General features: G+C 74.6%; 12 protein-coding genes. 8 read left to right on the forward strand and 4 right to left on the reverse strand.

All coding sequences use genetic code 11. The features are described from left to right. Window positions 1-4: 4 nt before the first annotated feature. The 6 genes from AB0I29_RS05790 (at window position 5) to AB0I29_RS05815 (ending at window position 6,606) form a co-directional block, all read left to right on the forward strand. Entirely contained in the window at window positions 5-1,264 is a 1,260-nt protein-coding gene (locus tag AB0I29_RS05790) for an FAD-dependent oxidoreductase (protein ID WP_357479138.1), read from the forward strand. After that, a complete protein-coding gene (locus AB0I29_RS05795) occupies window positions 1,261-1,623 on the forward strand; it encodes a (2Fe-2S)-binding protein (protein ID WP_357479141.1) in 363 nt (120 codons plus the stop codon). Before AB0I29_RS05790 ends, AB0I29_RS05795 begins: the two co-directional genes overlap by 4 nt. Then, complete coding sequence (locus AB0I29_RS05800) at window positions 1,620-3,083, forward strand: FAD-dependent oxidoreductase (RefSeq protein ID WP_357479144.1); 1,464 nt, start codon at window positions 1,620-1,622, stop codon at window positions 3,081-3,083. Before AB0I29_RS05795 ends, AB0I29_RS05800 begins: the two co-directional genes overlap by 4 nt. Window position 3,084: 1 nt before the next feature. Beyond that, a complete protein-coding gene (locus tag AB0I29_RS05805; RefSeq protein WP_357479147.1) occupies window positions 3,085-4,002 on the forward strand; it encodes a dihydrodipicolinate synthase family protein in 918 nt (305 codons plus the stop codon). Window positions 4,003-4,074: 72 nt separating this feature from the next. Continuing rightward, entirely contained in the window at window positions 4,075-5,076 is a 1,002-nt protein-coding gene (locus tag AB0I29_RS05810) for a proline racemase family protein (RefSeq protein ID WP_357479150.1), read from the forward strand. 36 nt (window positions 5,077-5,112) lie between these two features. Then, on the forward strand, window positions 5,113-6,606 hold the full coding sequence (locus tag AB0I29_RS05815) for an aldehyde dehydrogenase (NADP(+)) (protein WP_357479153.1): 1,494 nt from the start codon (window positions 5,113-5,115) through the stop codon (window positions 6,604-6,606). 42 nt (window positions 6,607-6,648) lie between these two features. On the opposite strand, the gene AB0I29_RS05820 is transcribed toward AB0I29_RS05815, so the two are convergent. Continuing rightward, window positions 6,649-7,383 carry a TetR/AcrR family transcriptional regulator gene (locus tag AB0I29_RS05820; RefSeq protein ID WP_357479156.1) on the reverse strand — a complete coding sequence of 245 codons (735 nt, stop codon included), beginning with the start codon at window positions 7,381-7,383 and terminating at the stop codon, window positions 6,649-6,651. Between the two features lie 75 nt (window positions 7,384-7,458). Here AB0I29_RS05820 and AB0I29_RS05825 point away from each other — a divergent pair, with 75 nt between their 5' ends. Further along, complete coding sequence (locus tag AB0I29_RS05825; protein WP_357479159.1) at window positions 7,459-8,664, forward strand: FAD-dependent monooxygenase; 1,206 nt, start codon at window positions 7,459-7,461, stop codon at window positions 8,662-8,664. 39 nt (window positions 8,665-8,703) lie between these two features. On the opposite strand, the gene AB0I29_RS05830 is transcribed toward AB0I29_RS05825, so the two are convergent. Beyond that, complete coding sequence (locus AB0I29_RS05830) at window positions 8,704-9,858, reverse strand: epoxide hydrolase family protein (RefSeq protein ID WP_357479162.1); 1,155 nt, start codon at window positions 9,856-9,858, stop codon at window positions 8,704-8,706. Window positions 9,859-9,942: 84 nt separating this feature from the next. Continuing rightward, window positions 9,943-10,308, reverse strand: a complete 366-nt coding sequence (locus AB0I29_RS05835; protein WP_357479165.1) for a VOC family protein — start codon at window positions 10,306-10,308, stop codon at window positions 9,943-9,945. Between the two features lie 142 nt (window positions 10,309-10,450). Between AB0I29_RS05835 and AB0I29_RS05840 the strand changes: the two genes are divergently transcribed. Continuing rightward, window positions 10,451-11,419, forward strand: a complete 969-nt coding sequence (locus AB0I29_RS05840; protein WP_285107032.1) for a WYL domain-containing protein — start codon at window positions 10,451-10,453, stop codon at window positions 11,417-11,419. 71 nt (window positions 11,420-11,490) lie between these two features. Here the strand turns inward: AB0I29_RS05840 and AB0I29_RS05845 are convergent, their stop codons facing one another. Beyond that, window positions 11,491-11,940 carry a MarR family transcriptional regulator gene (locus AB0I29_RS05845; RefSeq protein WP_285107034.1) on the reverse strand — a complete coding sequence of 150 codons (450 nt, stop codon included), beginning with the start codon at window positions 11,938-11,940 and terminating at the stop codon, window positions 11,491-11,493. Window positions 11,941-12,046: the final 106 nt, after the last annotated feature.

The following is a 12,046-nucleotide window of genomic DNA, read 5'->3' on the forward strand; positions in this document are numbered from 1 at the left end:
GGACGTGGCAGCGGACGTGGTGATCGTGGGCGCCGGGGTCGTGGGCGCCGCGTGCGCGCGCTCCCTGGCGCTGGCCGGAGCGAGCGTCGTGGTGCTCGACCGCGGGGCCGCGGCCGCCGGCACCAGCGCGCACGGCGAGGGCAACCTGCTGGTCTCGGACAAGGGCCCGGGGCCGGAGCTGGTGCTCGCCCAGGAGTCGCTGCGCCGGTGGACGGCGCTCGCGGGCGAGCTGGCCGACGAGCTCGGCCCGCGGTTCCCGTCGATCGAGCACGACGCCAAGGGCGGTGTGGTCGTGGTGGCCTCGGACGCCGGCCTCACGGGCCTGCGCGAGTTCGCCGCGGCGCAGCGGGCCGCGGGCGTCGAGGCCGTCGAGGTGAGCGGCGACCAGGCCCGCGAGCTCGAGCCCGACCTCGCGCCCGGCGTCCTGGGCGCCATCCACTACCCGCAGGACGCGCAGGTGCAGCCGGTCGCCGCCGCCGAGGCATTGCTGGCGTCGGCGCGCCGGGCCGGCGCCGTCGTCCGGACGGGGGTCGAGGTGACCGGGCCGCTGCTGGGGGCCGACGGGCGCCTGACCGGCGTCACCACCACCCAGGGTGACGTCGCCGCGGGAGCCGTGGTCGTGGCGGCCGGCCCGTGGTCGGCGGACGTCGCGGAGCGGCTCGGCTCGTGGGTGCCGGTGCGGCCGCGCCGCGGGACGGTGCTCGTGACCACGCCGATGCCGCAGCGCATCCACCACAAGGTGTACGACGGCGACTACTTCGCGGCCACCCAGTCCGCGGGCGCGGAGCTGCAGACGTCCGCCGTCATCGAGTCGACGCGGGGCGGGACCGTGCTGATCGGGTCGAGCCGGGAGCAGGTGGGGTTCGACGAGCGGTTCAGCGCCGAGGTGCTCGCCCAGATGGCGCGCCGTGCCGTGACGGTGTTCCCGTTCCTCGCCGAGACCCACGTGATGCGCTCCTACCTGGGCTTCCGCCCGTACATGCCGGACCACCTGCCCGTGATCGGCGCCGACCCGGCGCTGCCCGGGCTGTGGTTCGCGACCGGCCACGAGGGTGCGGGCGTGGGCCTGGCACCCGCGACCGGGGACCTGGTCGCGGCGGCACTGCTGGGCTCCGCGCCCGCCGTCGACCCGGCCCCGTACGCCGCCGACCGCCCGACGCTCCAGGCCCTGCGCCCCACCCCTGACGTGTCAGACGTACAGGCCCCCCGGGGGACCTGTACGTCTGACACGACGGAGAGCGACCCCGAGGGAGCACGATCATGACGTCGCGCCGCATCCCGGCCGCCGCGGACCCGGTGCGGCCGGGTCCCGACCGGCCCCTGACGATCTGGGTCGACGGCGAGCCCGTCACCGGCACGGCCGGGCAGACCATCGCGGGCGTCCTGCTGGGTGCCGGACGGCGCCAGTGGCGCTCGACCGGCCAGAGCGGCGCGCCGCGCGGCGTGTTCTGCGGCATCGGCGTGTGCTTCGACTGCGTCGTCGAGGTCAACGGCCTGCGCGACGTGCGGGCCTGCCTGCGCCGCGCGCAGGACGGCGACGTCGTGGCGCGGCAGGGCGGGCCGTTCGGCGAGCCCGGCGCAGGGCGTTCGGACGAGCACGACGGACCGGAGGTGGCCCGATGAGCGGCCAGGAGCGGCACGTCGTCGTGGTGGGCGCGGGCCCGGCGGGCCTCGCCGCCGCGCGCGCCGCCGCCGACGCCGGGGCGCGGGTCACGGTGCTCGACGCCGCGGACGTGCTCGGCGGCCAGTACTGGCGCCACCTGCCCGACGAACGTCCGGCCGGGCGCGAGCACCTGCTGCACCACAAGTGGGACACGTACCGCGCGCTGAGCGACGCCCTGCGGGCGCACCCCGCGGTCACGGTGGTCCCGACGGCGCAGGTGTGGTCGCTGGAGCAGCTGTCGTCGCCGGGGCTGGTGTCGTCCTCGGGACGGCGCGACGGCGTCCGCCTGAACGTGCTCGTGGGGGAGCCCGACGGCGCAGGGCGCGCGGCCCGTACGTTCGAGCCGGACGCCCTCGTGCTCGCGACCGGCGCCCACGACCGGACCCTCCCGTTCCCCGGCTGGCAGCTCCCCGGGGTGTACTCGGCCGGGGCGGCGCAGGCGCTGGCGAAGGGGGAGCGGGTGGCCGTCGGGCGCCGCGTCGTCGTCGCCGGGGCCGGACCGTTCCTGCTGCCCGTCGCCTCCTCGCTGCTGCGGACCGGCGCCTCCGTGCTCGGCGTGCACGAGGCGAGCCGGACCGGCTCGCTGGCGCGCGGCTGGCTGGACCGGCCCTGGGAGCTGGCCGGCGCCGTCGGCAAGGCCGGCGAGCTCGCGGGGTACGTCGGCGAGCTCGTGCGCCACCGCGTCCCGTGGCGCCCCGGCGAGGCCGTGGTCGCCGCGCACGGCGACGGCCAGGTCGAGGCGGTCACCATCGCGCGCCTCGACGCGCGCTGGGCGCCCGTGCCGGGCACGGAGCGCCAGGTCGAGGCCGACGCGGTCGCGGTGAGCCACGGGTTCACACCGCGCCTGGAGCTGGCGATCGCCGCCGGGTGCGCCCTCACGGCGAGCAGGTTCGTGATCGTGGACGACACGCAGGCCACGTCCGTGCCGGGCGTGTGGGCCGCCGGCGAGATCACCGGGATCGGCGGGGCCGACGCGGCCCTGGCCGAGGGCGCCGTCGCGGGCGCGGCGGCGGCCGGGGGCGACCTCGGTGCCGGTGCCGCCTCTCGCGCGGTCCGTTCCCGGGACCGCGCCCGCGGCTTCGCCGCCCGGATCGAGGCCGCCCACGGCATCCGCGGCGGGTGGGTGCGCTGGCTGCGCGACGACACCGTCGTGTGCCGCTGCGAGGAGACCACCTACGGCCGCGTGCGCGAGGTCGTCGAGCTGACCGGTTCGCACGAGACCCGCTCCGTGAAGCTCACCAGCCGCGCCGGGCTCGGCCCGTGCCAGGCCCGCATGTGCGGCCGGACGCTCCAGGACCTGCTCGACGACGGGGGGACCGGCGTCGACCGCCGTCCGATCGTCGTGCCCGTGCGGCTCGGCGACCTCGCCGCCACACCGACTTCCTCTACCCACACAGCATCGCAACCACAGGAGACCTGACATGAACCAGCGATTCGACCTCGGCGGCGTCATCGTCGCCACCACGCTCGCCTTCACGCCCGACGAGTCCGCGCCGGCCGGCCTGGCCGTCGACTACGACAAGTTCGCCGCTCATTGCGAGTTCCTGATCGACAACGGCTGCCGCGGCGTGGGCCCGAACGGCTCCCTGGGCGAGTACTCCTCGCTGACCGACGACGAGCGCCGCAAGGTGATCCAGACCGCCGTGCAGGCCGTGGGCGGCCGGGGTCTGGTCGTCGCCGGCGTGCACGGCGTGGGCTCGCACCAGGCCAAGCACTGGGCCGAGCTCGCCGCGGAGGACGGGGCCGACGGCGTCCTGCTGCTGCCGCCGACCATCTACCGCGCCAACCGGTCCGAGGTGATCGCGCACTACGCCGCGGTCAACGAGGTGGGCCTGCCGATCATGATCTACAACAACCCGATCGACACCAAGGTCGACCTCACGCCGAGCATCCTGGCCGAGCTGGCCCAGCTCGAGAACGTCGTGGCCGTCAAGGAGTTCTCCGGCGACGTGCGGCGCGTGCTGGAGATCAAGGAGCTCGCCCCGGACCTCGACGTCATCGCGGGCGCCGACGACCTGCTGTTCGAGTCGCTCGTGGCCGGCGCCGTCGGCTGGTTCGCCGGGTACCCCAACGCGTTCCCGCGCGAGGCCGTCGAGATCTACACGCTGGTCACCGAGGGGAAGATCGACGAGGCGCGTGAGCTGTACCGCCACCTCGTGCCGGTCTTCCGCTGGGACTCGCGCACCGAGTTCGTGCAGGCCATCAAGCTCTCGATCGACATGGCCGGGCAGAGCTACGGTGGGCCCACCCGCCCGCCGCGCGGCCCGCTGTCCGCGGAGCACGAGGCGCAGGTGCGCAAGGACACCGAGGCGGCGCTCAGCTACATCGCCTCGCGCTGACCCACTCGCACCGGACCAGCCAGCACCGGACCAGCCCGCACCGGCACCCACGCATCGAGCACAGGAGCGACCATGCGCAGCAGCAGGACCATCACCGCCGTCGACTCGCACACGGAGGGCATGCCGACGCGCGTCGTCACCGGCGGCGTCGGCCCCATCCCGGGCGAGACGATGAACGACAAGCGGCTGTACTTCATGGAGCACATGGACGAGCTGCGGCACTTCCTGATGGACGAGCCGCGGGGGCACTCCGCGATGAGCGGCGCCATCCTGCAGCCGCCCACGCGGCCCGACTGCGACTGGGGCGTCGTCTACATCGAGGTGTCCGGCTGCCTGCCGATGTGCGGCCACGGCACCATCGGCGTGGCCACGGTGCTGGTCGAGACGGGCATGGTGGACGTGGTCGAGCCGGTCACCGAGATCCGGCTCGACACGCCCGCCGGGCTCGTCGTCGCCAAGGTCGCCGTCAGCGACGGCCACGCCGACGCCGTGACCATCGAGAACGTGCCCAGCTTCGTCACCGCCCTCGACCAGGAGGTCGAGGTGCCGGGCTACGGCACCGTGCCCTACTCCATGGCGTTCGGCGGCAACTTCTACGCCCTGGTCGACCTCGACGACCTCAAGCTGCCGTTCGACCGCGAGCGTCAGCAGGACCTGCTGTCCGCCGGGCTCGCGATCATGGACGCGATCAACGAGACGGCGAAGCCGAGGCACCCCGAGCTCGACGGCGTCGAGGGCTGCCACCACGTCGAGCTGATCGCCCCCGGCTCGGACGCCCGGCACTCCCGCCACGCCATGGCCATCTACCCGGGCTGGTTCGACCGGTCGCCGTGCGGCACGGGGACGTCCGCCCGGATGGCCGAGCTCTGGGCGCGCGGCGAGCTGGCCCTGCACACCGACTTCGTCAACGAGTCGTTCATCGGCAGCCGGTTCGTCGGACGCCTGGTGGGGGAGACGACGGTCGCGGGCGTGCCCGCCGTCCTGCCGACCATCACCGGGCGCGCCTGGGTGATCGGCACCGCCAACTACCTGCTCGACCCGAGCGACCCGTTCCCCACGGGTTTCGTGTTCTGAGCCCACCGAATCTAAGCCTGCCTGATGAGGAGCCCCATGACCGCCACCGCGGCGTCCGACCTTGACCGCACCGTCGACGACGTGGCCCGCCGGGCCGCGGAGGCGTTCGCCGGACTGTCCCGGGCCACTCCCGCGACCCGCGCCGACGGCCTGCGCCGCGCCGCCGCCGCCCTCGGCGACCATGCCGACGAGCTCGTCGCCACCGCCCACGTCGAGACCGGCCTCGCCGAGGCGCGGCTGCGCGGCGAGCTCAAGCGCACGCAGGTGCAGCTCCGGCTCTTCGCGCACGTCGTGGAGGACGGCGCCTACCTCGACGTCCGCATCGACGAGGCCGACCCCGACTTCGTGCTCGGTCCCCGCCCCGACCTGCGCCGCGCCCTGTGGCCCGTCGGACCCGTGCTCAACTTCGCGGCCAGCAACTTCCCCTTCGCGTTCTCGGTGGCGGGCGGCGACACCGCGGCGGCGCTCGCGGCGGGCTGCCCGGTGATCGTCAAGGCGCACCCGGGGCACCCCTGGCTCTCCGAGCGCACGGCCCGGATCGTGGCCGCCGCGCTCGTCGAGGCGGGGCTGCCGGAGGACACGCTCCAGCTCGTGACGGGGCAGGACGCCGGTGTGGCCCTGCTGGAGCACCCGGCCGTGCGGTCCGCGGCGTTCACCGGGTCGCCGCACGTGGGGCAGCTCCTGGCCGCCCGGGCCGCCGCGCGGCCCGACCCGATCCCGTTCTTCGGCGAGCTGGGCAGCGTCAACCCCGTTCTGGTCTCGCCGGCGGCCCTGGCGGAGCGCGCGGACGCGCTGCTGGCCGGGTACGTGGCGAGCGTCTCCGGCTCGGCCGGCCAGCTCTGCACCAAGCCGGGCTTCCTGCTCGTCCCGCAGGGCACGGTGTACGACGACGCCGTGGTCGCCGCCACGGCCGACGTTCCCGAGCACCGGCTGCTCAACCCGTCGATCGCCGACGGCTACGAGCGGCGCGTGGCCCAGGTGCTGGCGGTGGACGGGGTGCGCGTGGTGCGCTCAGGCGGCTTCCGCCGCGACGGCGACGGGCAGGCCTGGGTGACGCCGACGTTCGTCGCCGTGCCGCTGGACGTGCTCCGGACCGCCGGGCCCGCGCTGCTCGACGAGGTGTTCGGGCCGTTCTCCGTGATCGTGGAGTACCCGGCCGGGACCGACCTGTCCGCCGTCGTCGGCGAGCTGTTCCCCGGGAACCTCACACTGACCCTGCACCTGGGGTCGGGGGAGACCGGCGCGGAGCAGGGCGCGCTCGTGGCGGCCCTGGGCCGGTACGCGGGGCGGGTGCTGCTCGGCGGCTGGCCCACGGGTGTGGCGGTGACCCCCGCGATGCAGCACGGCGGGCCGTCGCCGGCGACGACGACGGACGGCACGTCGGTGGGCACCGCCGCGATCGGCCGGTTCACGCGCGGTATCACCTACCAGGACGCCCCGCAGGACCTGCTGCCGGCACCGCTGCGGGACGACAACCCGTGGGGCGTGCCCCGCACGGTGTCGCCGCGGGGTGCGTCCCTGAACTGGTAGCTGCCGAGTTCGTGCGACAAGCTGCGGACCTGGAGGGGACTGTCAGCCGGCCCGCTGGCTGATCAGAGCCGCCACGCCGTCCAGGATGCGGTCCAGGCCGAACGAGTGGTCGAGCCGGCGGTCCTCCTCGGCGGCGTCGGCGGGGTAGTCGTAGGCGCCCGCGTCGACGGCGCGGCGCAGGGCGGGGAACCGCTCGGCGTCGGCGAGCCGGCCGAGCAGCGTGCTGTACGCGGCCACCGACTCGCCGGAGGCCGCCTCTCCGAGCCCCGCGCTCAGCCGCGCGCTGCTGTGCAGGTAGGTGGCCACGAGCAGCACCACGCCGGCCTTCTCACTCTCGGTGAGCCCGGTGTCCCGGAGCGTGGCCAGGGCGCGGTCGGTCCAGGTGAGCTGGTTGGGCGTCACCGGCGGGCCGCTGATGGGCACGTCCACGATCCAGGCGTGCGCCCGCAGCATCGTCCACTGCGCCAGGCTCCAGCGCTGCAGCCCGAGGCGCCAGTCGGACGGCGGCTCGTCGAGCTCCGCCGGTACCGCGGCGACGGCGTCCAGCATCAGCAGGAAGATCTCCTCCTTGCCCTGGACGTGCCGGTAGAGCGACATCGTCGTGAAGCCGAGGCGCTCGGCGATCCGGGCCATCGACACGGCGTCCAGGCCGCCCGCGTCGGCGAGCTCCACCGCCGCCTGCGTGATGCGCGCGGCGTTCAGGCCGGGCCGGGCGGCGGGCGCGGCCGCGTCCCGCCCCCAGAGCAGGTCGAGGCCGGTCGGGGCCTTGGCGTCCATGGTGCAGCGCTCACTCTCGTGTCGTCGGGAAGAAGGGCTGGCTCGATCCCGAGTGTATGCCATACGCTCGTGTGTATGACATACACAGCGATGGTGGTCGGCGGCGGGATCGCCGGGACGACGTGCGCGATCGCCCTGCACGAGGCAGGCATGGAAGCGACCGTCCACGAGGCCTACGACCGGACGGCGGACGGCGCGGGCGTCTACCTGACGCTCGCCGTGAACGCGCTCGACGCGCTGCGCGCGGTGGACGTGGACCTCCACGGGCTTGGGTTCGACACGCCCCGGATCACGATGCGGAGTGGTTCCGGCCGGACGCTGGGCGAGCTGCCCTACGGCACCGGCCTGGAGGCGGCGGGCGACGGTCTGACCAGCCGCACGGTCAAGCGCGCGGACCTCTACCGCAGGCTCCGTGAGGAGGCGCTGCGGCGCGGCGTGCGCTTCGAGCACGGCAGGCGCCTGGTCGGCGCCTCGCCGTCCGACGACGGTGTGGTTGCCTCGTTCGCGGACGGCACCACGGCCGAGGGAGACCTGCTGATCGGCGCCGACGGGCTGCGGTCACGGACCCGCGAGATCATCGCACCGGACGCGCCGGGTGCGCGCTACAACGGGCTGCTCAACACGGGCGGCTACGCCTCCGGCGTACCGGTCGACAGCGAGCCGGGCATGATGAACGCGATCTTCGGCCGGCGCTGCTTCTTCGCGTTCACGCCGCACCCGGACGGCGAGGTGTGGTGGGTGGCGAACCCGCCGAGCCCGGTCGAGCCCACCCCGGCGGAGCTGGCGGCGATCAGCCCGGAGGAGTGGCGACGTCGGCTGATCGACCTCTTCCGGGACGACAAGGGACCCGCCTCGGACATCATCGGCGCCACCGAGAAGATCTTCGCGGGCTGGAACACGTACGACGTGCCGTCGGTCCCGGTCTGGCACAGCAACCGCATGATCATCATCGGGGACGCCGCCCACGCCACGGCCCCGTCGATCGGGCAGGGCGCGGCCATGGCGATCGAGGACGCCGTGGTGCTGGCGAAGTGCCTGCGGGACCGGCCGACCGTCGCGTCGGCGTTCGCGGCCTACGAGGGGCTGCGGCGCGAGCGCGTCGAGCGCGTCGTCGAGCAGGGGCGGCGTACCGGCGGGTGGAAGTCGCTTCATCCGCTGGCCGCGGTGCCACGGGATCTGGTCATGCGGCTCGGGATGGCGCACATGGCCCGCACGGGCAACGACCCGAGCCGCTGGATCTACGAGCACCACATCGACTGGGCCGAACGGGTCCCGGCCTGACGGCCGTGGCCGGCTGGGCCGGCGGTCCCGACAGGTGGGTCAGGTGCGGTACGGGCGGAAGAAGTCGCGGAGCTCCTGCGCGTAGAGCTCCGGCTCCTCGAACGCCGCGAAGTGCCCGCCGCGCTCCGGTTCGGTCACGCGCACGGTGTTGGCGGTCCGCTCCAGCCAGGCCCGGGGCGGGCGCACGATGTCGCCCGGGAACAGCGAGAACCCGGACGGCACCTCGACACGACGCGTGAGCTGCCGGGCCGGGATCGCGCCGTTGGCGTGGTACATCCGCATCGACGAGCCGATGGTGCCCGTGAGCCAGTAGATCGTGATGTTGGTGAGGATCTCGTCCCGCGTGTAGGCGTCCTCCAGGTCGCCGAAGCTCCAGGCCCGGAGCTTCTCGACGATCCACGCGGCGAGCCCCGCGGGCGAGTCGTTGAGCCCGGCGGCCACGGTCTGGGGCTTGGTGCGGTGCATGGCGCCGTACGCGCCCTCGGTCGCGCTCCACGTCGCGGTCTCGGCGAACCAGGCGCGCTCCTCGGCCCGGAGCGTCGCCGGGTCGCCGGCGAAGACCGGCAGCCCACCGTCCGTTCGGTGCACGGCGACGACGCGGTCCGGGTGGTCCAGCGCCAGGTAGCGGCTCACGTGGCTGCCGATGTCGCCGCCCGCCGCGCCGAACCGCTCGTGGCCCAGCACGGTCATGAGCCCGGCCCACAGCCCCGCGACGGCGATCGAGCTCAGCGGCGCGCCCGTCGGCCGGTCCGAGTACCCGAAGCCCGGCATGTCCGGGACCACGACGTCGAACGCGTCGGCCGGGTCGGCGCCGTGCGCGCCCGGGTCCGTCAGGAGCGGCACGACCTTCGAGTACCGCCAGAACGAGTCGGGCCAGCCGTGGCTGAGCACCAGGGGGAGCACGGGCCCGGACGGCGCGACGGCGCGGGCGTGCACGAAGTGGATCCCCAGCCCGCCGACCGACGCCCGGAAGCGGGGGAGCCGGGCCAGCGCCGCCTCCTGGGCGCGCCAGTCGAAACCGTCCGCCCAGTACGCGACGAGCTCGCGGAGGTAGCCGAGATCCGTGCCCAGCGACCACCCGACGTCCTCCGGGGCGTCGGGCCAGCGGGTAGCCCGCAGTCGCGCGCGCAGGTCCTCGATCGCCTCCGACGAGGCCTGCGGGGCGAACGGCTCAGGGGCGGTGGTGTCCGGCACGGCACACACCCTACGTGCGGCCCGGGCGCGCGGCGCGCCGCCGTCGTGAGGTCATCACGACGGCGGCGCGGCACCGCCGACCGGTCAGTCGGTGGGCGAGACGCGGATCAGGTTGCCGTCCGGGTCGGCGACCACGAACGTGCGCCCGAAGACCTCGTCGTGCGGCTCCTCGACCACGGTGACGCCCTTCGCGACCCACGTCGCGAAGACGTCGTCGACGGCGGCCGCGGACCGGGACACCATCAGGCCCACCTCGAACGACCGCGGCGTCCGCGCGGAGAGCCCGTCGGTGTGGCCGCTCCACAGCGCGAACAGCACACCGGGCGCGATCTCGAACGGTACGTAGCGCGGGGCGCGCACGACCGGCTCGATCTCGAACAGGTCGGCGTAGAACGACGTGGCGCGCTCGACGTCGGTCACGTAGACGAGGAAGAGGTTGGGTGCGGGCATGGGTAGCTCCTTCCAAGGGTGCCGCCGGCGTTCGGCGACGGACCCACGCTCGCGCGGTAATGTGACAGAACCTGTCATGTTTGGCCGGAGGCGACGGAACTCGCAAAGACGGAACTCGGAAAGACGGAACCGGAGAGAAGGAATGGGTTCGGCACAGCGCCTCATCGGCCTGCTCGGTGCGCTCCAGGCGCGGCGGCACACCACCGCGGAGGCGCTCGCGGAGGAGTTCGGCGTGTCCACCCGCACGGTGCTGCGCGACATCCAGAAGCTCGTCGACGCCGACATCCCGGTGCTCACCGAGCGTGGGAGGTACGGCGGCATCAGCCTGCTCCCGGGGCAGCAGGTGGACCTCACCCGGCTGACCACGTCGGAGGCCGACGTGCTCCGCGCCGTCGGCGTCGACCTGGAGCGAGCCCGGGCGCTCGGCGCGGAGACGGCCGCCCGCGCCGCCGTCGGCAAGTTCGCGACCCGGCCCGGCGCGCCCCCGGCGCGGCCCGGGGCCGCGCCGCTGTCCCTGGCCGACGTCGTCACGGTCGAGAACCGGGCCTGGTTCGCGCCGCAGGAGCCGCGCGAGGCGCCCGACGTCGCCGCACTCGCGCGCGACCTGCGCCAGGCCCGCCGGCTGCACGTCACCTACCGGCGCAGCGGCCAGAGCGCGGCCGCGGACCTGGTGGTCGACCCGTACGGGCTGCTGCTGCGGGTCGACCGCTGGTACCTCGTCGCCGACGTCGACGCGGCGCCCCGGCTGTTCGCGCTGACCCGGCTCGACGGCTGGACGCTGCTCGACGAGCCGCGCCGGGTCCGGGACGTCGCCCTGGAGGACGTCGCGCGCGGGCTCGGGCAGGCGCTGGAGACCCGGCGCGGCATGACGGTCGAGGCGGTCCTGGACGCTGGCGCCGTGGACCTGGCGTACCGCATCCTCGGCTCCCGGCTCCGCACGGTCGGGCCGCCGGACGCGTCCGGCCGGGTGCCGATCACCATCGGCTACGCGCAGGTCGAGGCCGCGCGGCAGCTGCTCCAGTTCGCCGACCACATCGAGGTCACGGGCCCGCCCGAGGCGCGGGCGCTGCTCCACCGCCTGGCCGAGGAGACCGCGCGCCGGCACGCCTGACGACCCCACCCGCCTTCGTGTCAGACGTACAGGTCACCCGCGGGACCTGTACGTCTGACGCGTCGCGGGGGTCAGGGCGTCAGGCGGCGGGTCGCCTCCAGCAGGGCGCGGGTGCCCTGGGTGAGCGCGCGCAGGTCGTCCACGTCGAGCAGGTCCAGCAGGTCGGGCGGCAGGTCGTCCTCGTGGGCGACGATACGCCGGATCGCCTCGCTGCCCTTCTCCGTGCTGGTCACGCGGCGCACCCGGCCGTCGGCCGGGTCGGGCGTGCGCACCGTCATCCCGGCCGCGGTCAGCCGGTCGAGGATCCCGGAGACCGTGGCGGCGGACACGCCGAGCGCCTCGGCGAGCCGCTGCGGTGTCGAGTCGCGGTCCACCTGCACCAGGGCCAGCGCTCTGAGCTGCTGCACCGTGAGGTCCGTCTCCAGCAGGGGCCGGAGCCGGGAGGCGAAGAACGCCTCACCCAGCTGGTGGTGCAGGTCGGCGAGCTCGGCGGCGAGCTGCGCGCGGGTCTGGTCGGTCACGGGGTGATTTTAGTGGCCCCGGAGCCGCACGAGAACCGGACTTGCGTGCCGGGAACCCGGGCGTGATCCTTTGCGTTAGGCAAAATACTGCGCCGACGGAGTCGTG

This window comes from Promicromonospora sp. NPDC050262 (assembly GCF_040655935.1).
In the GTDB taxonomy this organism is placed as follows: Bacteria; Actinomycetota; Actinomycetes; order Actinomycetales; family Cellulomonadaceae; genus Promicromonospora.